Source organism: Halomonas denitrificans, from assembly GCA_019800895.1.
Classification (GTDB): domain Bacteria; phylum Pseudomonadota; class Gammaproteobacteria; order Xanthomonadales; family Wenzhouxiangellaceae.
Map to the genome: position 1 here is coordinate 301,322 of JAHVKF010000001.1, position 24,304 is coordinate 325,625.

A 24,304-nucleotide genomic window follows, 5' to 3' on the forward strand; every position below is an offset into this window, starting at 1 on the left:
AACGCTATACTCCGACCGGAGTTCTCGGAACGGAACCGATGGTCATGAGCAATCGCGGAGCACTCGATCGCGATTCCGGAGGCATCGAATTCGTCTACCGCTTCGCCGGTTTCGAACTCGATCCGGTGCGTGAAACCCTGCACGACGCCGATGGCCCGGTGGCGCTTCGTGACCACGCTCTTCGGGTGCTGATCCTGCTGGTCGAACGCGCGCCCGCTACCGTGAGTCGAGACGACATTCTCGATCACGTATGGGGCCATCAAGCGCTGTCCGACAGCTCCATCGCGCAGGTCGTCCGGGACATTCGCAACGCGCTCGGCGATTCCGCCCGCCGTCCCGCGCTGGTCGCGACGCGCTACGGACGCGGTTACCAGTTTGTCGGCGAGGTGGTGCGTCACCGCCACGATGCGGGCGGAGCGACCCGAGCCGTGCGCACCCGCTCCGAGCGGACGCACCCACTACCCCGCGTCATTGCCGCGATCCTGGTCGTAGCGGCTGCAATGCTGGCCTGGCAGGCGTTTCGCGGCAATTCTTCCGAACCGCGTGCCGACGGCGGCGAAGCGGTGACGCTGCGCGCGGTGGCCGCCGAAAGCGGCGAATCCCTGTCGTCGCCGCTGGTCGATTACCTGGCCATGCTCCTGGGGAACGAACTCGGCGCAGACCGTATCCGAGTGGCCGATTCGGCCTCGCCACCAGACGACAGGGAAATCCGCGTGCGAATGGCGGCTGAGGAACAGGATGGCGACCGCCGCTTGGCCCTGGTGATCGATGGAGATTCGATACATGGCCCGCGCTACCAGGCACGATTTGCCGAAGCCGACGAACTGGTCCGGCGAGGACTCGATGCGCTACTGGTCCGGGTGCGGGGTCAGGCGGACGAAGAGATCCGCCTCGATGCCGGCCTGGTCTCCCAGTCAAGTTTCGCGATCGAGACACTGCTTCGGGGGATGGCAGCTCAGCTGGCCGGCGACGTGCCACGAGCAGCCGAACTCTTCGAGGCCGCACTGGCCGAGGATCCGGCGTTCGAATTCGCGCGCTACGAATTGGCCATTGCAGTACGGAGGCTGGGCGATCGCGAGCGCTCCCTCGCGATCCTGGTCCCGATGCGAGAGCGCCTCGACAGCGATTTCTGGAGCCACCGGATCAACAATGCGATCGGGATCGCGCTGTGGCAGCTCGGTCGCCCCGACGATGCGCTCGACGCCTTTCGTCGTGCGGCGGAACGGGCCCGGTCGCCGTCGATTCGCGGCATCCTGTTGAACAATATCAGCCTGATCGAGCGTGACCTCGGTCAACTCGAACGGGCCGAGGCCAGCAGCCGGGAGGCGATACGCATCGCGGAACGCACGGACGCACTGCGCCTGGAGGGCTCGGCTCGAAGCACCCTCGCGTCGATCCTGCTCCGGCTCGACCGCGATGACGAGGCTCTTGAACATCTGGATCGGGCGCGGGAATGTTTCTACGAACGCGGGGACCAGGCCGGCTACGCTGCCGTGCTGAGTCGCACCGCGGCGCTGCGCGAAGCCCGCGGCGAGTACTCCGACAGCGAGACCTTGCTTCAGTTAACGATCGGCATCCGCGAGCAGCTGGGCGATGAGGACGGCGTGGCGGACCTGCGGATCCGGCTGGCCCGCCTGCATCGCTACGCCGGAAAATTCGGACCCGCCCGCAGGCTCGCCCGCACCGGTCTCGAGAAGGCGCAGACGATCGGCGAGGATGATCTCGTCATCGACGGCTATCGGGAGCTCGCGGCCGTGGCGCTCGCGGAGCGTCGCTTCGACCAGGCGCGAAGCTATGGTCTCGAAGCCATGCGCATCGCCGAGCAGACCGGCCGCGAAGGCGATCAGCGCCTGATACGGCTTGGCCTGCTGGAGATCGAACGGAGTGCAGGGGAACAGCCGTCGGACGCCGGTCTTGCCGCTACAGACGACTTGATCCGCGGCGCCGACGAGGTCGAAGACCTTGCGGTGTCGGTCCGCGCGCGGGTGCTGGCAGCCAGCTATTACCGGGGTCAGCAGCGATTCGACGACGCTCGACGGATTCTGCAGCGCGCGGCCGAGCTGGCCGGCGAAGACCGCACGCTCGGCGTCGAGGTCGAGGCCGAGCGCGCCCGACTGGCGCTCGCTCGGTCCGCCCTCGACGAGGCCGATCGCGCATTGACCGAACTGGAGAGCCTGCGGGCCGCGCCTCATCCCTTGTTGATGCTTCGGGCCCGGCTTCAGGCGGCCCGCGGTGACCGGATCGAAGCGCTGGAAACGGCCGGGCTGGCCCGGTCTACCATCGGCGACTGGTGGAGCCCTGCCGACCAGGAACGGCTCGCCGACTGGTCGGCGCAAACTCGGCCCTGAACGCCTACTCGAAGGAGTCGAGGAAGACCTGTTCAGGCGAGCGGATGATCGCTCGCACCTCCCGATCGCGGTCGAGGGATACGCTGCAACTCGGCCCGCTACAGTCGCCGGCGAAGGACTGGAAACTCGAACCGGCGTCAACCGTTACCTGCAAGGTCACCACCGTGCCCGCGTCGAACGTCGCCGAGCAAAGTCCCGGGCAATCGATCCGTTCTGCCGCCGGCAGATCGAACACTCGTCCGCTGCCGGCGCCCTCCATGATGACCCTCAGCTCGTAGCCCGCGGGGCCGAACTCGGCGCCTACGGAGCGTGGCTGGTCCATCGAGAGCTGGCACCCGCCGTTGCCGCTGCAGTCGCCGGTCCAGGCAAGAAACGCCGAGCCCGGGTCCGCCTGCCACAGCAAGGTCACCGTTTCGCCCGACGCGAAACTCTCGCTGCAGTTGCCCGGGCAGTCGATTCCGATCGGTGAACTCGTCACCCGTCCCGGCCCATCGACGATGACCGTGAGCGGGTTTTCCGTACCGTAGGACGCCGTCACGCTTTGCGCCTGAGTCATCGGAACGCTGCAGCTCCCGGTTCCGGAACAGGGCCCCGACCATCCTTCGAAGACGAAGCCCGGGGCCGGGACCTGGGTGAGCTCTACGGTCGAGTCGGTGTCGAATTCAGCAAGGCAGACACCGGGGCAATCGATGCCGTCCGGAGAACTCAGGACCTGCCCGCTGCCACCCTGGATCAGCACCTCGAGCGGGTACCGCTGCGGCGGAAAGAAGCCGGCCAGGGTGCTGCGATCCGAATCCATCAGCAAGGAGCACGATTGATCTCCCGAGCAGCCGCCGTTGAACCAGCTGGCGAAGGTGTGCCCGGGATCTGGGATGGCGGTCAATTCGACCACCGTCCCTCCGGCGAGGGGGACGCTGCATGTTCCTGGACAGTCGATGCCGGCCGGCGAACTGACTACCCGTCCGGATCCCGGGCCGATCACTTCCACGGTCAGGGTGTAGACCGCGCCGATCGGCTGCAGCTCGACCGCACCACTGTCGCACAGGGATCCGCCGGCGCCCGCCCCTCCGGCCCGCGGGTTGCCAAGCTGGTCCGGCGTGGCTTCGCAGTGAATTCCGGCCTCCGGCAGGTCCACTGCCGGCCCGGCGGCCAGCGGCAGGTAATGGGCGCTATCGCCGTTGACCCTGTCGTCATCGATGATCGCATCGAGGTCGGGTTCGAACGCATCGAAACCGAAAGATGGGCATTGGTCGTCGGGGTCGATGACGTTTCCATCCTGGGAATAGAAGCTCACGTTCGGGTCATTGGCGCTGCAGTCCAGCCCGAGAATATCGCCGCCGACCGGGCGGCCGTTTCCGTGCAGGATGGTATTTCCGAACGCGACGCGACCCGATCCGCCGAAGGCTTCCTGGACATGGATTCCGTCGCCGAGCCCGGTCAGGCTGCCGCAGGACTCGGCCCGATTTCGAACCAGCGTCGACCGCATCAACTGGACGAACACGTCCTCGATGCCGGCAACGCCCGTATCGGCGATCGCGACCAGGTGGATCCCGCCGCCCACGCGGGCGATATTGTCGGCAAGCGTGCTGTCGTAGATGTAGGCCCGGGCACCGGTCGGCCCCACGGCTTCGATTCTCAGTGCGCCCCCGGTTCCGGCCAGCGTGTCGCCGCGGCCGGGCGCGCAGACGATGTCGGCCGAATTGTCGACCAGGCTGCTGCGACGGATGGTCAACTCGCCGTCGAATTGCGCGATGGCACCTCCGCCTTGCTCCGGATCGGTCGAGCTGGCGGAATTGCCGATCAAGTAGGAATCCTCGATGAGGACCGTCGCCTCGTCCATCCGGATGGCCCCTCCGAAGCGGAACAGGCCGCGCGCCAGGTTCTGTCTCAAGCGGGAGTTCCTGATCGTCATTTCCGCCTGGTACACACGAATCGCACCACCGCCGACCATCAGTCCATCGGACCGGAAGTTGCTGAGTTCGACATCGTCCAGAAGGACCCGACCGCCGACGACGTCCAGCATGCGGAAGCCCTCGGGAGCCTGCGTCGCGCGCTCGATCCGCGCACCGTTGCCGAGAATGTCGAGCTCTCCCGTGATCGGCCGAACCGCGCTGTCGGCGCCCGTCCACGGCTGGTCGAGCAGATAGACATGGCCGGGCGCCAGCCAGAGCTGGTCCGCGCCGGTACCGGCCGGGCAATCGGCATATACCGCCCGATCGAACGCAGCATTCTCGAAGGCTTCGAGCAACGAACACCGACCGTCCTCGGCCACCTCCACCACTTCGCCGACGGGGATCACGGCGGCACGAACCGCCGTCGATCCGACGCTGAGCATTGCAACCGCAAGCAAGGTGCAAGAACTGAATCGATTCGAAACGAGCATGGGCCACCTCCGGAGCGAGCAGCTCTGACCCTAGCGAGAGTCCCGACGTCAATCCTCCAGACCTCGTGAAAGATGGTGAATCCCGTGCGATTCCACGTGGCGAAAGCGCGGTGCGGTACCGGATGCATTGCGCTGGAGCCGGAAGGGTGTTAATTTATACAGTATGTCAGCCCAGGCACCCATCCCTCGCCCCCCTCTCGCCCGAGGACGCGGCAGCACCGGCAATCCGGACCACCGTTTTACCCGGACCTCGTCGGAAATCGCTGACGACGGCTGGCCTCGAGAGATCGACGACCTGCCTCCCGTCCAGACCACGGTCACTGAGGAAACGGCGAGGTCGATCATCAGCCGCAACCAGTCGCCGGACGTGCCCTTCGAGCAGTCGATCAACCCCTATCGGGGCTGCGAGCACGGCTGCGTGTACTGCTTCGCCCGCCCTTCGCACAGCTACCTGTACCTGTCGCCGGGGCTGGATTTCGAGACGAAGCTGTTCTTCAAGCGGAATGCGCTGGAGCTTCTCGAAGCCGAACTGCGCAGGCCGAACTACCAGCCGAAGCCGATCGTGCTCGGCATCAACACCGATGCCTACCAGCCGATCGAGCGGAAACTGGGAATTACCCGACAATTGCTTGAATTGCTTCTGGAATATCGACATCCGGTGTCGATCCTGACCAAGGGCATCACGATCCTGCGCGACCTCGACGTGCTCGGTGAACTGGCCGACCGCAACCTGCTGTCGGTCTCGGTGAGCCTGACCACGCTGGACAATGAACTGAAGCGAACGCTGGAACCGCGGACCGCCTCACCGGCGGGCCGGCTGAAGGTCCTTCGTGCGATGGCCGAACTCGGCCTGAAGCCGGGTGTGCTGATCGCCCCGGTCATCCCGCAGATCAACGACCGCGAGATCGAGGCCATGCTCGAGGCCGCAGCGGACGCCGGGGCAGGCTCGGCCGGCTACGTCCTGCTGCGACTGCCGCACGAACTGAAGACCGTGTTCCGCGACTGGCTGACCCAGCACTACCCCGACCGCGCGAAGCACGTCATGAGCCTGGTCCGGCAGATGCGCGGCGGGAAGGATTACGACAGCGCTTTCGGCACGCGGATGTCGGGCACCGGGCCGTTCGCCACCTTGATCCGTAATCGTTTCCGCAGGGCCCAGCGCCGGCTCGGTCTGACCGGCGACGACCGAGTCGAACTCGACGCGACCCGCTTCCGGTGCCCGACACGCAGCGGCGATCAACTCTCTCTGCTCTAGATCCCGGCGTCGAAGCGCTCAGACCGGCTGGATCGCGCTGGACTCCTCGACGGCTTCGTCGACCGGTCGGAATATCACCCGGTTGCGTCCCCGGCGTTTGCCTTCGTACAGGCAGCGATCGGCTTGCTCGAGAAACTTCGCAACGGTCTCGCCGGCGGCTCGAGGGGGGATCAGCATCGCTCCGATCGTCATCGTCACGGGGAGACCGCCCGGCAACCAGCCTTCGGTGACCGAGCTGTCCTCCACCAGTCGCCGGATGCGCTCAAGTACCGCTTCTGCGTGTTCCGGGTCGGAACTCGGCAGCAACATGACGAATTCCTCGCCGCCGTAGCGGCACAGGAGGTCATCGGTCCGCAGTTGTCGTTCGATTCGATCGATCACCTTGCGCAGCACCTCGTCGCCGACGCTATGGCCGTAGCGGTCGTTGATGCTCTTGAAGTGATCCAGATCGAGCAGCGCCAGGACCACCGACTGGCCAGTGCCGAGCCTGCGGTCCAGGAACGCAACCGAGTGCCGTTCGAAATAGCCCCGATTGAAGCACCTGGTCAATGCGTCGCGGTCCGCCATTTCACGCAGGTGTTCGAAGCGCTGACGATAGGTCAGCAAGCCGAAGACCTCGCCGGCCGCCACGGTGCCATCCAGGGCTGCGGACCGTCGCCGTGAGCGCAGCAGGAAAGCAGCGACGACGATCGAGTACAGCAGGGAACTTGCCACCTTTCCGACCAGGTTCGAGACCAGGATGTCGTAGAAGCCCGGCGAGCCGAAGAAGCCACCGAACGTGAACAGCAGGGAGTCGAAGCTGACCACGATCAACATGGTCAGCATCACCCGCAGCAAGGCCGACCGCGGCATCCAGCGACCGAGCGCGTCGAACAGCAGGATGATCAGGAACACGTCGAGAAACAGGACAATGGTCCCGACGACGAAGACCCGCAGATTCACGTCGAAGAATTCCGGCGGCATTTCATAGAGGTTCAAGGCGCCGCTGCTCTCGAGGTGCTGGCCGAACAGCACCATCAGGAGGCTGAGCGCGAAATTTGCGCCGATCAATCCGTACAGCAGCCGCCGGACCTCGAACGCGCCCTCTTCGACATACACCACGAGGACCGCGAACAGCGTCGCGGTGAACAGGACGGCAGAGCCCGGGCTGATCATCAGCCCCGGCGCGACTTCGACGTACACCGCGACCGCCATCAGCGTCTGCATGTGCTGCAGCACACCCAGCGCAAGGTAGAGCATTGCCAGACCGAAGACGTTTCTCAGCGCGATCAGGCCCAGCAGCAGGCCGGAGACCACAAGGATCTCCGCCGCCATCAACGTCAGTTGCCATGCGGTTTCAGATGGAAACAAGGGAATCGGCTCCGATGCGGTCGGATGGGTTTCGGTGACAGCGACAACGGACGTCCGGTCGGTCGCAACCGGCCCGCACGAACAGCAACCCGGTTCCACCGCCGAAAGGGAACCTTTCGGAGGTCCGCTCCCTTGCGATGACGGCCCGAAGCCCGAACCGGGCGTTGCGGGCTTCGGAATTCGATCCGATCACGACCAGGCCTCGCTCGATCTACGCGCCCTTACCCCCCCAAGGTGCCGGCAATCCCCTGCATCTTAGCCGGTGAAGGCTGCGAAGGCGAGACGTTCCGGGCAGAGCGAAGGCCCGGCAGGCGCTCGCCCCGCTCTCGGCAAGTTGCCGGCGAGTCGTCGGCGGACGGAGCAACGCTGCGACACGTTTCCCGATCCGGCCGCAGCGCGGTGCGATGCTTCAGCTTTCGAAGCCGTCGGCGAACAGGAAGTCCTCGTCGTCGCGGATCCGGACGGTGACCCGGCTCGGGTTGATCACCTGCGCGCCGTTGCTGGCCTGCACCAGGTCGACGAAGAAGACCTTGTCGCCGTCCACGACCCCGTCGTCGAACAGGGTGATCGGCACGGTTCCGCTCGCCTGCCCGTCGGAGAACGCGGCGGACCCGGACGCACCGCCGAAGTCGATTCCCGACGTGGCCGTGCCGTCCACCGTCGTCCAGCTGACCGAGACGGGGCCCTCGTTCGGGCCGACCCGATCGATGATCAGGTTAACGCTGCCCTGCCCTTCGAGCACGTCGATGTCGGCCCGGCTCCAGCGCAGGTCGCCGGGAATCGGCGCCCGGACGGCGAAGACTGCATCCGTATCGGCCGGCTCCCAGCTGGCGTCGATCGCGGCGGGCTCGAAGGCCAGGGACCAGGGCCTGCCGGCCGCTGTCTGTTCGACGATGTCCTGATCGGAAAAGGCGAACCCCAACGCCGGTGTCGGCGAGGAAAAGCTGGCCAGGACCGAGCCCGTATCCAGCACGTGCACTGCATCGATGTTGCCGCTGCCCGGCCCCGCACGGAACAGGTTGAACACGCCGCCCGCAAATCGCACCAGGTCGTCTGGCCGGAACACCGCCCCATCGAGCTCGACGGTGGCGTCGAACGAGACCACCAGGTCGCAGGTGCCGGGAACTCGACTGACCGCATCCAGGCCCACCCCGTCGGCGACTTGTACGGCCAACGCATCAAGTGCCTTTCCACCATCACTCTGGAACACATCGGCAGGCCGCATGACCACCCCCCCGATTTCCACCGTGCTGGAAACCGAGAACAGCGCGGGACCGCACGCGTCGGCCGCGTGAAAGGCATCGACGTCCGATCGATCCAGGGCGCCGAGAAACAGGACGGAATCGGAAATTCCCGTCGAATTCCGATGAATCGTGATCGCATCATCGCTCGCGATCGAGTCCCCGCCGCCGGCTCCGGGCACGTTCGTGTGAATGTCCGAAGACAGGTAGATCTCTTCGAGCGGCGTGCTGGAAAACGCCGGAGCCGGTACCAGCGACGCCAGGGCGAGAAAAGTCCTGGCGGCATTCATCAGCAGGCACTCCCATTGCAGAAATTGGTGTCCCCGAAGTTCGAGCAGAGCTGCTCCGGGATCATCCCGCCGGACCCGTTCGATCGAAAGGAATTCCCGCTGCAGACCCCGCTCGACACACCGGTACCGCCGTTGTTGGCGAACACGCTGTTGCGGATCACGAAGCTCGTGTTGGTCCACGCCCCCGTGCCTCCATTGTTCAGGAACAGCGCCGAATCGATTTGGCCATCGCCGTACACGCGCGCGCCCCTCAGACCGTTGTGCGCGATGCGCATGTCAGTCAGCCACAAGTTCGTCGCAACGATTCCGTTTTCCGGGAATCCCGTCACGGCGCCATTGAAGACGGTCAGCTGCCCGCTGTCGATTGCGATGATCCCCTCACCCACACTGAGTGGATCGCACGACGGCAGGTTGCCCGTGCACCGGGTCGGACCGATCAGGGCGTGTCCACCGAAATCCAGTGAAACTTCGAACGACCCCGGCGGAATCAGGATCCCGTTCGCGCCCAGCGGAACCTCGATGTTCGAGGTCAGACGATAGCTTCCCGATCGATCGATCGTGACGGGAAACCCCGGGGCGTCCCCCTCGAAGCATCCGATCGGGACGCACAGTTGATGAATTTCGAACCGGCCATCGGCAAAGGCCGATTGCCCGATCGACCAAAACAAGATGGCCATGCACCAAGCGATTCTCATGTTCTGTCTCCAGATCTATTTGTAAACGGGCTGTATAGTTCGAGACGTCGCAGTCACGGACATATAGAGATCCAGTCCGGGTAGACCCGAACCATGCCTTTGCTCCACAGTAGGGCCCTGGACCCCACCTCAGCATGCGTGCGCGGCTCGATCAGATGTCCGGACACAATGCACCGGAGCAGGAGTTGCCGCCAATCTGAACAGGACAGAGCAGGTCAATGGTCGACCCGTTTCCGTTTCTGTTGAGCTGGTTTCCAGTGCAGCTTTCTGCAAAGATTCCAGTTGACCCGGTTTCGTTGACCACGCTGTAGAGCACCAGAGCGTTCGGTGCGAAAATGCCCGATTCCCCGATCACGTTCACATTGACGCCTTCGACTCGGCCTGGGGCGAGTGAACTCACGCCGTGCTCTCGACAATGGCTAATTCCAAGGTCGCGCACGATCATGGAAAGAACCTCCGCTTCGATCGAAACACAACTCTCGTTGAACCCTTCGACGGTCCCGTTCTCGATCATCACGTGATCGACTCGCGCGGCGCCGGTCACGCGGATTCCGGAATCGACCAACGTGCCGAGACAAACAGGCGGAGACCCGGAGCAATTGGTGGGTCCGCCCACGGTGAATCCGCTGAGGTCGAGGGAGACTTGCGGTGCTTGAATGTCGATCACGGCGTCAAGTGCTTGTCCTCCGGAAGTAACCAGGTTGGACGTCAGGCGATAGCTGCCGGACTGGGAGATTTCGATCGGAAAGCCCGGCGCATCTCCCGCAAAGCAACCGCTCGAAACGCAAAGCTGATTGATTTCATAGCGCCCACCGGCCACTGCGGTGGCCGGTTGCAGCACGGCAAAAAGGCAGAAGACAGCCAAACACCTCATGGACAGAACCCTCCATTGCAGAGATTGCCGTCGATCTGCACGTCGCAGCTTTCTTCCGGGAGCCCCTGGCCGTCCCCGTTGTCCCGGAATACGTTGCGGATGCAGGTCCCTCCATCCGCTCCCTCGCTGTAGTTGTTGATGAACTGGCTGTCCCGGATCTGGATCGCTTCGGTTGCCCGGATTCCGGCAAAGCCGCTTCGGCCGACCATGACCGAGTCCACGACGCCGTAGCCGCCGGACGCGTTGGCGACGATGCCGTTGCCGCAGTCGTGGATCGAGACGTTCCGAATGCCGAGATTCAGCACGCTCGATGCACGGATGCCGACGCTGCCCATTCCCCGGACCGCACCCCCATGAATCGAGACGCCGACGCGACCGCTGTCGACCCAGATTCCGGTCTCTCCGGTATCGGCCGAACACAGTGGGAGGGGTCCGCTGCAACCGAATCCTCCGCGCAGGGTGAAGCCGTTCAAATCCAGGTCGACCTGGTCCGAATCGATGAAGATCGCTGTTTCGCCCGGGTCGACCGCCAGATTGGAGCTCAATCGGTAGCTTCCCGGGTGTAAGACCGTCACCGGGTAGCCGGGAAAGTCGCCGTCGAAGCATCCATCTGCCACACAGAGCTGATGGATTTCGATCACGCCCCCGGCGATCGCGCCCTTCGAAAGCAGCGCGAACGCCAGGCCCCATGTCCACCGTGTTCGTTCCATTCGTGCATCTCCTTGTCTCGCCACACCGCCTCTGCGGTACCGCTCACCACCTTGAATGCCGTCGAGCACTGCAACCGCACACGCGGATCCGGGCCGCGCGGCGAGCCGAGAAGGCAATAGGGTCGGGCGATAGTTGCACGGCGACCGGGGAACCGCCCGGACCGGGCGGCGGAACGGGTTCGTGCGATGGAGACGGTAAGGGTGACGCTACGGCAGGAGCCTGCCGGTCGGGCCGACTGGCCGACGTCTACGGCCTGTTTGCCTGATCAGGCGTGAAACGCGTACCCCGAGCAGGCAAGCAACGCGAGTGAGGGCGGCTCGCCCATGGACACCTGCCAAGCCCGAGGAGCGGGGGACGACGGGGAGCGGACCGGCCCAGTGAGCACCGTGGATCGAGCACTGACCATCGGCTCCGGAAGTCGGGGACCGTCGAGCGGTTCCTCAACTGTCTCGGTCGTTGGCCGGTGTGACTTTGCCCGCAAGTAGCGCGGCAGCGCTCCCGGCAACAACCCGCCTCGAATTCAGCTTTCGAAGCCGTCGGCGAACAGGAAGTCCTCGTCGTCGCGGATTCGGACGGTGATTCGGCTCGGGTGGATCACCTGCGCACCGTTGCTGGCCTGCACGAGGTCGACGAAGAAGGTCTTGTCGCCGTCAACGACCCCGTCGTCGAACAGGGTGATCGGCACGGTTCCGCTCGCCTGCCCGTCGGAGAACGCGGCGGACCCGGACGCACCGCCGAAGTCGATTCCCGATGTGGCCGTGCCGTCCACCGTCGTCCAGCTGACCGAGACGGGGCCCTCGTTCGGGCCGACCCGATCGATGACCAGGTCCACGCTGCCCTGGCCTTCGAGCACGTCGATGTCGGCCCGGCTCCAGCGCAGGTCGCCGGGAATCGGCGCCCGCACCACGTACAGCGCGTCCGTATCGGCGCCCGCCCAGCTCGTATCGATCGCGGCCGGCTGGAATGCGACCTCCCAGGGACTTCCGGGTGAGGCCTGCTCGACCACGTCCTGGTCGGCGAAGGCGGTACCGAGGTCCGGAACGGGAGCGGCGAAACTTGCCAGCACGGCGCCCGTATCGAGCACGTGGGCCGCATCGAGGTTGCCGCTGCCCGGGCCGGCGCGAAACAGGCTGAACGCGCCACCGGAAAAGCGAACCAGGTCATCGGGGCGGAACACCTGCCCATCGAGTAAGACCGTGACATCGAAGGAAACGACCAGGTCGCAGGTGCCGGGATCGCGCGTCACGGCGTCAAGATCGACGCCGTCGGCGATCCCTTCGGCGATGCCATCGAGAAACTTGACGCCCGTCGTTCCGAAGACGTCCACGGGTCGCAGCAAGGTCCCACCGATCTCCGCGGTCGCACTCAAGGAAAACAGGGCTCCGCCGCAGGCATCGGCCGCGTGATAGGCGTCGACGTCCGAGCGGTCGATGGCGCCGAGGAACGCCGTCGCCTCGGCCTCCCCGAGCGCGGTGTCGTAGAGAATGATGTCATCGTCACCGACGACCAGGACCGCGCCGCCGTCGGCCGGAAACCGGGTGTGGATATCGGCCGAAAGATGGATTTCATCCAGTGCGGTGGCCGCCCGGGAAGCCGGCGCATCGATCAGCGCAGCCGATGTGGATGCGAGTAATGCCACGGCCAGGGGAAATGCCCGCGCGGGCTGCCGACGATCCCCGTGGCCTCCCGAGCTCGCAATGGCCTTCAGGGACACGGCGCACCGCTGCAGATGCTGATGTCGATGTCGTTGGCGCAGTTCTCCTCCGTGATCGCCAGGTTCGTCGCGTTCGACCACAGCGTATTGCCGCTGCAATTGGCGTCCTGCACGCCGTAGGAGAAATTGTTCAGAAGATAGCTGTTCCGGACAGTGACCAACCCGTTCCCGGTGATGCCGGTAGCGCCGGCGTTGCGGACGACCGTGTCTTCGATCAGGCCCTGGCCGAAATGAATGATGCCGTTCGCGCCGCAGTCCGATACCTGCAGATCACGAACCACGACGCCGGCGCCCGAGACCCGCATGCACTCGAACTCGAAGCCCTGCACCGTGCCGTTCCGGATCGTGATGCTGGAGGGAAAGTTCATGACCCCGAAGCCGATGCCCCGAATGCCCGCCGCGCCGCTACAGGTCGGGCCGTCGCCGGTGCACACGTGCCCGCTACGGATCGCGTGCCCGCCGAGGTCGAGCACGACCTGGGAGGCCTGGATCTCCACGCCTTCGCTGGAACTCGGCACGTCGAGGTTCGAGGTCAGCACGTAGCTGCCCGGTTCGGTAATCCGCACCGGCCACCCGGGCGAGTCCCCGTCGAAGCAACCTGTGGCCACGCAGAGTTGGTTGATTTCGATCGCGCCCTCGCCGGCGACCGCCGGGGAGTCGAGCGCGGCGGTGGAAAGCGCCAGCACCAGTGTGGCGGCGGCAAGGGTCGAAGGAAGGCGGTTTCGAAACATCGTTCAGGTCCTCTCGATCGGATTCTGTATGGGCGACCCCGGGCGACCCCACGCGATCGGGGAGCCCTCGGCGACGCGCCGCAAACGCTACACCAAGGCCACGGTCAAATCCAGTTCGAGGGCGGCGCCCCGGTCGCCCGGCGTTCGCTCCGCCGGTTCACGACCGTCGGGCCGGATCGTCGTGCGAAGCGAAGAGACGATCAGCACCGTTGACCGGCCCGACACCGCGCTGTAGCTTGAAGGGCTGTACCTCATGCCATCGGGAAGAATCGCCCATGTCCGACGCCCAGTTCGTTTCCGGCACGCCTCGCGTCATCCTCGGCGCGCTCGTACGCAACCTCGTGCCCTGGCTGCTCGCCGTGCTGACCACGTCGGTGCTGGGCTCCCTGGTCCAGACGCACGTCAACCTCGTCAACCTGCTCGAGATGGGCGCCTACTGGACGCTCGAAGACTGGCAGCGCTCGATGGTCCACGACCTGCTCACCTTCATGCCCTTCTTCGCGTTGCTGGTCGGCGTCGCGTTCCTGCTGGCCTTTCCGGTGGCACTGTGGATCAGCAAGGAGAAGTGGCCGGACCACCGAGCCGGTTTGCTGGCCCTGGCCGGCGCCGTCAGCCTGGCGGTCGCGTTCTTCGTTGCCGACACGGCCGCGCCGATCCCCACGCTGATCGCGGCCACGCGGGACGTGACCGGCTACGTGGCGATGCTGGCCTGCGGGGCCGTGGGCGGATGGGTCTTCCATCGTGCGAGCGCCACGGAAGAGCTCCGCTCCAGGCCGGGTGTCTCGCTGGCGTACCTCTCGGTTCCGGTGCTGGTCCTTGGCGGGGCGTTCGGTCTGCACGTCGCGATGAAACCGGAGCGCTCGCTGGAGATCGAGGACGTCCCGATGGACGGCTTCGAGGTCGCGGTGCTCGTCGACGGGCTGGTCCACCCGTTCAGCATGGCGCGCCTGCCGGACGGTCGCTGGTTGATCGTCGAGCGCGTCGGCCGCCTGCGGATCGTGGATCGCGATGGCGCCCTGCTGCGCGAGCCGGTCGCCGGTGTTCCGGAGGTCATCCCTGGCAAGCAGGCGGGCCTGCTCGATATCGAACTCTCGCCGGACTTCGAGCGGGACCGTCTCGTCTTCCTCAGCTACGCCTGCGGCACGGCGGAAGAAAACCACACCTGCATCGGTCGCGGAACCTTCAACGACGACCGGCTGGACAACTTCGAACGGATCTTCCAGGGTCGCCCCCTGAAGGCCACGGGGGTCCAGTTCGGCTCGCGCATCCTGTTCCTGCCCGACGGGACCTTGCTGGCCAGCGTCGGCGACGGCTTCGACCTGCGCGAGGACGCGCAGGACCTGGGCTCGCACATCGGCAAGCTCGTCCGCCTGAACCCCGATGGCTCGGTGCCCGACGACAATCCCTTCATCGGACGCGACGACGTGCTGCCGGAAATCTACAGCTACGGCCACCGCAATCCCCAGGGCCTGGTGCGGGACGAACGCACCGGCGCGATCTACGAGAGCGAGCACGGCCCCTACGGCGGCGACGAAGTCAACCGGATCGAGCCCGGCGTGAACTACGGCTGGCCGCTCGCCACCGAGGGAGTCAACTATCCGGGCTCGAGCATTTCACCCCACGACGACCTCGACGAGGTCCGCGGCCCGTTGAATCACTGGACGCCCTCGATCGCCCCGTCGGGCATCGCGCTCTATCGCGGCGATGCCTTCCCGGAACTCGACGGCGACCTGCTGGTCAGCGGGCTGGCCGGCAAGGGCCTGTTCCACCTCGAACTGGAGGACGGCCGGGTGACCTCCGATCGTCGACTCTTCCACGCACTCGACAAGCGAATCCGCGACGTCATGGTCGGAGACGACGGCGAACTCTACCTGCTGACCGATCACGACCCGGGACAGCTGCTCCGGATCGATCCCGCGGAGCCGGATCGCCCGGACTGAGCGAGCTTCGACCCCGGCGATGAACCGGGGGGGGCCGGCCGGGATTCTCCCGACCGGCCCCGGCACTTCCCCGGATCTACTCTCCTACTCGGCCTCGTCCGCGTCGCCGACCCGCGGGGCGTGGAGTTCCTGTCCGCGCTGGAAAAGGGTCAGGGACTCGGCCGGCCCCGACTCGGGCACGCTGAACTCGATGTCCGCACCGACGAGATTGCTGAAGAAGCGCGTGGGCGATTCGGCTTCCACGGGAATGGCCAGTTGCCCCGTGGCCTGGACCTCCAGGCGGCCCTCGTTGAGGCGGACCGTCATCACGAAGCCCGGCTGCAGTTCGTAGCGCCCGACCAGGCGTTCGAGCTGCTCGACGGGGACGTCGATGCCCTCGCGCACCTGGACCTCGTCGCTGATCCGCTCGGCGCGCTCGGGGTCCCCGCCCCAGGCATTGTGCAAGGCGACGGCGACGACCGTGCCCGACTCGTCGCGCTCGATCGAGAACCAGCTCAACGACTGCTCGAAGGCAAGCCGATCGCCTTCGACCGGATAGACCTCGAACTCGGGGCCGCCCGCACGCTGGCTGATCAATCGGCCGTCCTCGTAGCGGATCGTCCGATTCTCTTCCTCATCGATCCGATACGTTCCCTGCACCGCGACGGACTCGTCTTCCGTCCAATCGACGCGCGGCGCCTCGATCGGATAGGAACGTCCCGTCGCCAGGCCGGCCAGGCGCAGCGCGACGTCCTGGGGCCCCCAGCCCGGCATCGCGCGGTTGCTCAGCACCACCACCGACAACCGTTCTTCGGGCAGGTACAGGGCATGGGTCACGAAGCCGAAGATGCCGCCCCCGTGAGAGAGTGCGGGCTGGCCGAACCAGGTGCCCGAGAGGATGCCGAACCCGTAGTCTTCCTCGGCGGCAGCGCCTTCGGGCGTGATCATTCGCGTGTACATCTCTTCGCCGAGGATCTTTCCGTTGTGCAGCGCGACCTGCCAGCGGTCGACGTCCCCGGCGGTGGCCATCAACGCGCCGGCCGCATGGGGCTGGGTCATCGACAGATACGACGTCCTCGTGATCTCGTCCGGCGTCCCGTCGTAGCCCTCGACCCGGCCCGGGACGATCTCGTAGTCGCTGTAGGCATCGGTGTTCTCGATCCCGTTGGGCAGGAGAAGCTCCTCGCGGAGATACTCGTTCCAGGGACGATCGGTGACGGCCTCGATGACCGCGCCGACCAGGACATAGCCCGAGTTGTTGTAGGCGTATTTCTCCCCCGGCGCGAAGTCGACGGGTTCTTCGGCGAATACGGCGATCAATTCGTCCGTGTCCAGGTCGGCACGAATGCGGTCCGAGGTCATGTACCCCTCGATGCTGGTGTAGCTCTTGATGCCCGAGGTGTGGTTCAGCAGTTGCGCGATCGTCACGTCGCCTACCGGAAATTCGGGCAGGTACGCAGACAGGGGGTCGTCCAGCGCCACCCTGCCCTGCTCGACCAGCTTGAGCAGACCGGCCGCCGCATACTGTTTCGAAACGGACGCCAGCCGGAACACGTGGTCGGGGCGAAGCGGGACGTCGAGCTCGAGGTCCGCCATGCCGACGGCGTGTTCGAGAACGACATCGCCGTCCCGGCTGACCACCACGACCGCGCCGGGCGCATCGCTCGAGTATGCGGACTGCAGCACCTTCTTCGCCTGGTCGGCGAAGTGCTCGTCGGCCAGCGCCGGGCCAGCGATCGCCATCGCGGCGAACAGCAGCGCCAACGACACGATGCGGAACTTCGCGACCGGGGTCGAGGGGTCTGCGATCGACCGCTTCTTCGCTTCAATCGTCATGCCTTGCAACATCGAGCAACTCCATCGGAAACGTAGGAGTCGCAGCCTACCCGGCACCGTCGATGAGCGGGAGTGGCAGAAGTCATTGGCGACGTGACGGAGAGTCGAGACGCCGTGCGAGGGCGAAGTGCAGAACGACGCGGACCGACGCAGGGGTCGGTCCGCGTGCAGGTTCGCCTGCAGTCCCGAAAACCGGCTATTGCTGCGGCTCGGGAATCTCGATCGTGGAACGGAACAGGATCACCTGGGGCTGGTCGGCGTGATCGACCCGGATCAGGATTTCCGAGACCTCCGCTTCACCGAAATAGCGTGCCCGCCTCGACACGGCCTTGCCGGGCCGACCGCCGGCACGGAAATCGATGGGCTCGCTTCCGAACTGGCCGTCCGGATCGAATTCCTCGATCGTCACGGCCGGCAGGTCCGGCACCATCGGCACCAGCGTCCACTCGGCACGCGCCCTCGGGGATCCCAGCGGCAGGCCCAGGGACCGCCACAGCATGAAGTCGGGCGTCACGAACCAGCAGCGGTGAGCGACCAGGCCAGGGTCACGGGCGCAGCTGCACAGGGGAACGTCGTTCGGGACCCAGTCGTTGGGCACGCCGTCGGCCGTCTCGAAATCACAGAACCGCGGACCGTCCGGGCTGCCTCCGCCGGTTTCGACGTAGACCCAGAACGGCACCCAGGCCGTCGAACCGCCGATCGTCAGCGGTTCCCAGCCCGGCGGGTTCGGACGCGCATCGAAGAACGCATCACGAACCCCGCTGCTGTGCCACATCGGCCCACCGCCTCGCCGCGTGGCGCAGGAGGCATCGTCGGTCGCGCTCAGTACCACCGCGTAGCCGGTGCCTGCCGACACCGCGACCGGAGGCATGTCGAACTCGGTGATGCCGGCATCCAGGGAGATTCCGTCGGCCGCTCGGGACAGGCTGGACAGCGCGACGCCCGCGGGCGTGCCGTCGGCGGCGAGCTCCTGCAGCTCTACCGTCACGGTTCCCGGAGATCCTTCGCTGCAACCGAGCACCAGGTCGATCCGGGCCAGCGTCCCGGAACGGCCGGCGTCGTAGCTCATCGCAAGCATCTGTTCCGAGGAACCGCCGACCGCCAGGGGCACGTCCGGGCTCCACCCGAAGACATACTGGTCCAGCTCGACCGCGGCATGCCCCAGGCCGGTCCAGGCCACCAGGACCCACCCTGCCCATCGCGCGAGGGCCGGCCCTCGGCGACGATTTCCAGACAACGAATCGGAACGTGATTTACTCATGGCGCTGCTCCCGCTTGGTGAACGATCGAACCACTCTTTCTTCCACAAACGGGAACCGGCCCCGAATCCGGCCATCGCCGTCGGTCGAACCGCGAGTCGGCCCGAAGCGCTAGACTCGACTCGGGTCGTTACCGGGATTCGGCGCTTGGAGCTCCAGGGCAGCATCACGATCAACGGGAAGAAGTTCGACAAGGGCGATTTCATTCCCTGGTACAAGGTCTACCCATTCTTCCTGCTTCACATGGGCATGTTCGGCGGATCGGGCTTTCTCATGGCCTACATGGGCGACGGACCGCCGCTGGCCTTCCTCTACCTGCACGGCGGCTTCGCCTGCCTGGTCTACCTGATCTTCTACGTGACTATCTTCGGCGTCGACCGGGTCCGGTGGATGTTCATCAACGCAGCGCTCGGCCTGTTCGGCATCTACGCCCAGATCGACTGGATCCTCTCGCTGTTCGGCAAACAGGCGTCGGACTTCTCGGCCTGGGTCCACTTCATCCCGTTCTTCTACTACGTCCTCTACACCTTCCTGCTGCACCAGATGATCATCGACGTGTTCCACGCCCGGAACGACACGGCGCGACGACGGGTCATCGACGCGCTGTACATCGGCGGCTCGGTCCTCGTCTACGGCGCCGTCTGGCTGGCGCAGCACTGATCCGGGATCGCTTCGGCAAAGGCGGCCGAATGACCTGGCCGGGAGCATGGCGGCGGCCGGCGCTATCCGGCCTGCCGCAGGACGCATTGGCTTGGGTCGATGCTCCTCACGAAAAAGGCCCCGCGCCGGCGGGGCCTGTTTCAGGTCGTTTTGACGCTCTCCCGAATCAGCCTTCGCGTTCGGTGACCGGCTCTTCGTCATAGGAGATGATGATCTCGACCCGGCGATTCTGCGCCCGGCCGGTATCGGTGTCGTTGCCGGCCACCGGATACTGTTCACCGTAGCCCTGGGTCACGATCCGGTCGGGGTCGACGCCGTTGGCGACCAATGCGGCTTCCACGGCCTCGGCGCGGCGTTCGGACAGCGCCTGGTTATAGTCGTCGCTGCCGGTGCTGTCGGTAAAGCCCTCGATCCGGATGGGTCGATCGGAGTAGGTCTGGAGATAGGTCGCGAGCTCGGCCATCTGCCGCTGCGCGCCGGACTTGAGGTCGGCTTCGTTGAAGTCGAAGAGGACGTCACGAAGCGTCAGCAGCAGTCCGCGTTCGGTCTGCTCCGCCTGGAGCTCTGCAAACTGGTTGCGCAGCTCGGCCAGTTGCTCCCGGGCGCGCTCGGCGTCTTCGCGCGCGGCCCGTGCCTCGATTTCGGCCTCGGCCCGACGCTCTTCGGCCAGCCGGCGTTCCCGCTCGGCCTGCTCCCGTTCGGTCATTGCGCGTTCCCGCTCGGCCCGCTCGCGCAGTGCCACGGCAGCGGCCGCCTGCGCTTCGGCTTCGGATTCCGCTGCGCGCGCCCTGGCGGCCATTTCCGCCATCTCCGCACGCGTGACGCGGGCTTCGAGCCTCAGGCGTTCGCGCTCTTCGGACAGTTCACGCGCCTGGACGCCGATCCGCTCGACCGAAGCCTGGGTCTCGGCGATGTCGAGCAGGCGCTCGGCGACATACAGCAGATGTTCGAAGCGGGGCGTCGCGCCGTCCTCTTCCCAGGCACGGGCGGCCCGTTCGACCGCGTCGCGCGCTTCATCGACTTCTTCTGCAGCGTATCGCTGGACGCTGTCGTCGTTCTCGACGACGTCGAGACGTTGCTCGACAGCGGCGAGGTCTTCATTGATTTCCGGGGTGGAGGCACAGGCCGCCAGCAGCGCTGCCGCGGTCAATGCCGTCAGAAGGGTACGAATCATCGTGGCGTCTCCTTGAAATCGTTGGTCAGGAATCCAGAGCCGAGCCTTGAAGGTCGGTCCATCGAACGGACTCAACCTCGCGGTGCGAGCTCCTGTTCGAGTGCTTCGATGGCAGCCTCGATTTCGGCCAGGAGCTGCTGCTGTTCGATCCGATCGGCCTGGAGGCGGGCGAGGCGGGCGTCGAGCGTTGCCTCGTGGGCCAGCCGTTCACCGATCAGACCGTTGTCATCGCGGATGGCCTGCTCGGCGCGCTCGATCTTCGAACGGGCCTGGCGATACAGCGCCGGCACCAGATCGTCGGCGTCGCTGACGCGCGCCTGCTCCAGAGCGGATTTCGCCATGCCCAGGCGCTCGCTCGCCGGTTCGACCGACGGCGTACTGGCGCATGCGGAAACCAGCAGGGCAATGGCCGAGAACCCGAGAACTCTGACTGCTCCATGCGTTGTCGACATCGTGAAGGTCCTTTTTTCATTGCGGAGTTCGGGCCAGCATAAGGCGGGCTTTCCGGGCCGGCTCTAACCCGTGTTAAGACGCTCATCGCCAACGATCCGGTGCGTTCGCCCGGTCGATCGGAGAATCCGGAGGCCCGGCCGGATGTGCGGTTGCGGCTTCCACCTGCATTGAAGGGGGTGAACCTGCCGGAGCCGACCACCACCATGATCAACACCGCCGCCCCGCGCCCGAGCACCCTTCCGCGCCGATTCCTACGCCGATTCCCACGCCGATCGCTCGCGCCGACGATCGCCGCCGTGGCCGTCGCGCTGCTGCCGATCCTGCTTTCGGCGCAACCGTCACCCGACCCCCAGTTCGATGCCCTCGAACGACTTCGCGCGGACTCGCTGGTGCCCGTCGACGTGCATTTCGACGAGGGCGCGGCCCGCTCGCTCCGCTTCGACCTGCGCGGTCGGGGCAGCGACGAGGTCGAAATGGCCCGTAATTTCATCGCCGACTATGCCGACCTGTTCCTCCAGGGACCGCCCCGCACGAACGAGGGCTACGACGCGGTCCCGGAATCGCACCTTCCCGTACGTGCGATGCGCGACATGGGCAGCGAGATCGTGGTCGAGTTCAGCCAGACCATCGGGGGGCTTCCGGTGGTGGGCGCCAACCTGGCCGTCTCGGTCTGGCCCGACGGTCATCTGCGCAGCGCGTCCGGCGTCCTGCTCCCGCGCCGCCCGCTCGCCCTGGCGCCCTGGTTGACCCGGCAGGAGGCCGAAGACGCCGCTCGGAACGCGCTGGACGACCCGCAGGCAAGCGTCGCTGGACGGACCCATCGCGTCGTCTTCGACCCGCTGATCTTTGGTGAACCGAGCGATCTGCGCCTGGCCTGGTCGGTCGTGGTCGTCACGGGCGAAGCCGCCCGGGTCCTGATCGACGCCCTGGACGGACGCGTTCTGCAGATCATGCCGGTCGGCTTCAGCGGCACCCGGTTCCTCGACAACTACGATCTCTACCTGCAGGACGCGAACGGTGGGAACATCATCGACACGAACTGCTTCAACCCGACGACCCTCGATGACTTCGTCGGCGACGAAACCGGCATCGTTCCCGCGTACCTGAACGACCCCGAAGCCTCGCGCATGTGGTGGGAATGGAGAAAGACCTACGGCTTCTTCGAGAATGTGTTCGGGCGAGAATCCTTCGACGGCGATGGCGAGGAGATCGAGTCCTACATCTACTCGTTGCCGAGCGATCCATCGAACGGCTACGGCGCGCGCTATCTCGCGACCTGCGGCTTCGAGTTCATGCCCGGCTGGGTCAGTTTCGACGTTGCGGCGCACGAATTCGCGCACGGCGTGATCCATTACAGCTCCGGACTGATCTACGCCAACCAGTCCGGCGCCCTGAACGAAAGCTTCGCCGACCTGATGGGCGTGATCGCCGACGCCGAGGACTGGCTGCTTGCCGAAGACCGGACCAGCGGCCTGGGCGCGATCCGGAACATCGCCGATCCCCTCAACGGCGACTGCGGCATGCCGAGCAGCCCGGTCGCATGCGGCGACCCGGATCACATGTCGATCTACTGCCTATCGGACGACGACTGCAATTTCACCGGCGACAACGGCGGCGTCCACACCAACAGCGGCATCCCGAACAAGGCGCACTACCTGTTCGCCGAAGGCGGGACGCACGGCGGCATTCCGGTCATCGCAAGGAACCGGCTGAAGATGGCGCGCCTGCTCTATCACACCTTCCAGATCCTGCCGCCGGGCGCGACGTTCATGGATGCGCGACTGACCGAGCGCAGCGTCGCCATGTCCTGGGCGCAGCAAGGCATCTACGGCTTCAACAACATCGACGTCTGCTCGATCACCAATGCCTGGGCCGCCGTCGGCGTCGGCCCGAGCGATGTGAATTGCGACCTGGTTCTGGACGGAACCGTCGACACGGACGGAGACGGCCACTACGACGAAGCGGACAACTGCCCGACCGTGGCCAACGTCATCCAGTGGGATTGGGACATGGACGGCCTGGGAGACGCGTGCGACGACGACGATGACGGCGACACCTGTCCGGACAGTCTCGACAACTGCCCCGGCGTCTACCTGCCCTGCACCGGAACCTACGTCGGTTCGCCGGACTCCGATGGCGACGGCGTCGGCAATGCCTGCGACGAGGACGATGACAACGACGGGGTGCTCGATGTCGACGACAATTGCCCCGGCGACCCGAACCCCGACCAGTTCGACGGCGACGACAACGGCCAGGGCGACGCCTGCGACCCGGACCACGACGGCGATGGACTGTACAACGATGCCGACAACTGCACCTTCGTTGCCAACGCCGACCAGGCCGACACCGACGGTGACGGCATCGGCGATGCCTGCGACGACTGCCCCGACGTCGCCGACAACCTGCTCGCCTACACGCCCGGCCTGCCTGCGCTCGGGATCGATCCCGAGCCCTATCAACCCGACAGCGACGGCGACGGCATTCCCGATGCCTGCGACGATACGGCCTTCGATACGCTCGCCCTGGCCTTCGACGGCTCCCCCTACAATCCGATCGCCCCGCCGATCCGCGGCGACCGTTCGCGGCCAATGCACATCGAGGGCCCGGCCGGTTCCACCCTGTCCGTCCCGATCTCCGTGTGCGGCGACGACCTGGCGACGCTGCGCCCGGGACAGCGGGTCGAGCTGGTCACGCGCGGCCTGCCCGATTCGGTCGACGTCACGATCACCGACCAGATCGGCACCCGGGTCGCGCGCCTCGGCCCGGCGATCGGCGGCATGCGGGGTCTCTGGTTCACCGTCGATTGCCGGAACGAGTACCGACTCGAAGCGGCCCTGGTTCAGGATCTGACGCCCGGCGTCGATGTCCTTCTCGATCTGCTGGATACACAGCCGAACGCGCCGTACCCGTGGGGCACGCCCGGTGCCGGACACCCGGCGCCTGTTGCGATCCCGGATTTCGACCGTGACCTGCAGCCGAACGCGCTCGACAACTGCCCGTTGACGCCCAACGCGGACCAGCGCGACGACGACCGCGACGGCTTCGGCAACGCCTGCGATCGATGCGACGACAGCGCGCCCGGGCCCTGCGAAGTGCTGTTCGACGACGGCTTCGAGTTCCGCCCTTGACCAAGAGCCCGGCTGTCCAGCAATGCCGAGCGCACGGACCGGACGCTCGGGCTCCAGGAGGGCGGACCGAGCGTTCCCGGCCGGGCGAACCAGCGCGCGGGCAGGGATTTATGCGCAAGTCGTCGCCGACCCATCGCGCGCAGGGATACTGCGCGTGCGCCGAACCGTCGTTGCTTGCCCGTCAGGGATCGAGGCGACAGGCCATCGCATCCACCAGGCGCCGAGATACCCGTTTGTGCGGCGACAGGGCGTGGTCCTATACTGGCTGCAGGCTGCATCGGTC

17 protein-coding genes are annotated in these 24,304 nt (G+C 65.9%); 5 read left to right on the top strand and 12 right to left on the bottom strand.

What is annotated here, in order from left to right; all coding sequences use genetic code 11:
• The first annotated feature begins 44 nt into the window (after positions 1-44).
• Entirely contained in the window at positions 45-2,348 is a 2,304-nt protein-coding gene (locus KUV67_01315; protein ID MBY6203506.1) for a winged helix-turn-helix domain-containing protein, read from the top strand.
• Between the two features lie 4 nt (positions 2,349-2,352).
• On the opposite strand, the gene KUV67_01320 is transcribed toward KUV67_01315, so the two are convergent.
• A complete protein-coding gene (locus KUV67_01320; GenBank protein ID MBY6203507.1) occupies positions 2,353-4,698 on the bottom strand; it encodes a hypothetical protein in 2,346 nt (781 codons plus the stop codon).
• A gap of 196 nt (positions 4,699-4,894) precedes the next feature.
• On the opposite strand from KUV67_01320, the gene KUV67_01325 reads away from it, so the two are divergent.
• Positions 4,895-5,986, top strand: a complete 1,092-nt coding sequence (locus tag KUV67_01325) for a PA0069 family radical SAM protein (GenBank protein ID MBY6203508.1) — start codon at positions 4,895-4,897, stop codon at positions 5,984-5,986.
• A gap of 18 nt (positions 5,987-6,004) precedes the next feature.
• On the opposite strand, the gene KUV67_01330 is transcribed toward KUV67_01325, so the two are convergent.
• The 7 genes from KUV67_01330 to KUV67_01360 all read right to left on the bottom strand — a co-directional run bounded on the left by KUV67_01330 (position 6,005) and on the right by KUV67_01360 (position 13,592).
• Positions 6,005-7,336, bottom strand: coding sequence for a GGDEF domain-containing protein (locus KUV67_01330; GenBank protein MBY6203509.1), 1,332 nt, complete (start codon positions 7,334-7,336; stop codon positions 6,005-6,007).
• 409 nt (positions 7,337-7,745) lie between these two features.
• Positions 7,746-8,867 carry a hypothetical protein gene (locus KUV67_01335; protein MBY6203510.1) on the bottom strand — a complete coding sequence of 374 codons (1,122 nt, stop codon included), beginning with the start codon at positions 8,865-8,867 and terminating at the stop codon, positions 7,746-7,748.
• Positions 8,867-9,562: a hypothetical protein gene (locus KUV67_01340; GenBank protein MBY6203511.1), complete on the bottom strand. Its 696-nt coding sequence runs from the start codon at positions 9,560-9,562 to the stop codon at positions 8,867-8,869. Before KUV67_01340 ends, KUV67_01335 begins: the two co-directional genes overlap by 1 nt.
• Positions 9,563-9,713: 151 nt before the next feature.
• Positions 9,714-10,436 (bottom strand): hypothetical protein, encoded by a 723-nt coding sequence (locus KUV67_01345; protein MBY6203512.1) that lies wholly within the window; start codon positions 10,434-10,436, stop codon positions 9,714-9,716.
• Positions 10,433-11,146 (bottom strand): right-handed parallel beta-helix repeat-containing protein, encoded by a 714-nt coding sequence (locus tag KUV67_01350; GenBank protein ID MBY6203513.1) that lies wholly within the window; start codon positions 11,144-11,146, stop codon positions 10,433-10,435. Before KUV67_01350 ends, KUV67_01345 begins: the two co-directional genes overlap by 4 nt.
• 521 nt (positions 11,147-11,667) lie before the next feature.
• On the bottom strand, positions 11,668-12,786 hold the full coding sequence (locus tag KUV67_01355; protein MBY6203514.1) for a hypothetical protein: 1,119 nt from the start codon (positions 12,784-12,786) through the stop codon (positions 11,668-11,670).
• Positions 12,787-12,851: 65 nt separating this feature from the next.
• Complete coding sequence (locus KUV67_01360) at positions 12,852-13,592, bottom strand: hypothetical protein (protein MBY6203515.1); 741 nt, start codon at positions 13,590-13,592, stop codon at positions 12,852-12,854.
• A 275-nt stretch (positions 13,593-13,867) separates the two neighbouring features.
• Between KUV67_01360 and KUV67_01365 the strand changes: the two genes are divergently transcribed.
• On the top strand, positions 13,868-15,532 hold the full coding sequence (locus KUV67_01365) for a PQQ-dependent sugar dehydrogenase (GenBank protein MBY6203516.1): 1,665 nt from the start codon (positions 13,868-13,870) through the stop codon (positions 15,530-15,532).
• Positions 15,533-15,616: 84 nt separating this feature from the next.
• Here the strand turns inward: KUV67_01365 and KUV67_01370 are convergent, their stop codons facing one another.
• Positions 15,617-17,347 carry a serine hydrolase gene (locus KUV67_01370; GenBank protein ID MBY6203517.1) on the bottom strand — a complete coding sequence of 577 codons (1,731 nt, stop codon included), beginning with the start codon at positions 17,345-17,347 and terminating at the stop codon, positions 15,617-15,619.
• 196 nt (positions 17,348-17,543) lie between these two features.
• Positions 17,544-18,527: a hypothetical protein gene (locus tag KUV67_01375; GenBank protein ID MBY6203518.1), complete on the bottom strand. Its 984-nt coding sequence runs from the start codon at positions 18,525-18,527 to the stop codon at positions 17,544-17,546.
• Positions 18,528-18,753: 226 nt separating this feature from the next.
• Here KUV67_01375 and KUV67_01380 point away from each other — a divergent pair, with 226 nt between their 5' ends.
• Positions 18,754-19,266, top strand: coding sequence for a hypothetical protein (locus KUV67_01380; protein MBY6203519.1), 513 nt, complete (start codon positions 18,754-18,756; stop codon positions 19,264-19,266).
• Positions 19,267-19,432: 166 nt separating this feature from the next.
• Here KUV67_01380 and KUV67_01385 read toward each other — a convergent pair whose 3' ends face one another.
• Complete coding sequence (locus tag KUV67_01385; protein ID MBY6203520.1) at positions 19,433-20,440, bottom strand: OmpA family protein; 1,008 nt, start codon at positions 20,438-20,440, stop codon at positions 19,433-19,435.
• A gap of 71 nt (positions 20,441-20,511) precedes the next feature.
• On the bottom strand, positions 20,512-20,781 hold the full coding sequence (locus tag KUV67_01390) for a DUF4398 domain-containing protein (GenBank protein MBY6203521.1): 270 nt from the start codon (positions 20,779-20,781) through the stop codon (positions 20,512-20,514).
• Positions 20,782-21,189: 408 nt separating this feature from the next.
• Between KUV67_01390 and KUV67_01395 the strand changes: the two genes are divergently transcribed.
• On the top strand, positions 21,190-24,021 hold the full coding sequence (locus tag KUV67_01395) for a thrombospondin type 3 repeat-containing protein (GenBank protein MBY6203522.1): 2,832 nt from the start codon (positions 21,190-21,192) through the stop codon (positions 24,019-24,021).
• The last annotated feature ends 283 nt before the right edge of the window (positions 24,022-24,304 follow it).

Bases quoted from the DNA above. Each gene is read 5' to 3' on its own strand.
- KUV67_01315 (MBY6203506.1), top strand. From the start codon at position 45: ATGAGCAATCGCGGAGCACTCGATCGCGATTCCGGAGGCATCGAATTC.
- KUV67_01345 (MBY6203512.1), bottom strand. From the start codon at position 10,436: ATGAGGTGTTTGGCTGTCTTCTGCCTTTTTGCCGTGCTGCAACCGGCC.
- KUV67_01370 (MBY6203517.1), bottom strand. From the start codon at position 17,347: ATGACGATTGAAGCGAAGAAGCGGTCGATCGCAGACCCCTCGACCCCG.
- KUV67_01365 (MBY6203516.1), top strand. From the start codon at position 13,868: ATGTCCGACGCCCAGTTCGTTTCCGGCACGCCTCGCGTCATCCTCGGC.
- KUV67_01360 (MBY6203515.1), bottom strand. From the start codon at position 13,592: ATGTTTCGAAACCGCCTTCCTTCGACCCTTGCCGCCGCCACACTGGTG.
- KUV67_01340 (MBY6203511.1), bottom strand. From the start codon at position 9,562: ATGAGAATCGCTTGGTGCATGGCCATCTTGTTTTGGTCGATCGGGCAA.
- KUV67_01350 (MBY6203513.1), bottom strand. From the start codon at position 11,146: ATGGAACGAACACGGTGGACATGGGGCCTGGCGTTCGCGCTGCTTTCG.
- KUV67_01325 (MBY6203508.1), top strand. From the start codon at position 4,895: ATGTCAGCCCAGGCACCCATCCCTCGCCCCCCTCTCGCCCGAGGACGC.
- KUV67_01335 (MBY6203510.1), bottom strand. From the start codon at position 8,867: ATGAATGCCGCCAGGACTTTTCTCGCCCTGGCGTCGCTGGTACCGGCT.
- KUV67_01390 (MBY6203521.1), bottom strand. From the start codon at position 20,781: ATGGCGAAATCCGCTCTGGAGCAGGCGCGCGTCAGCGACGCCGACGAT.
- KUV67_01385 (MBY6203520.1), bottom strand. From the start codon at position 20,440: ATGATTCGTACCCTTCTGACGGCATTGACCGCGGCAGCGCTGCTGGCG.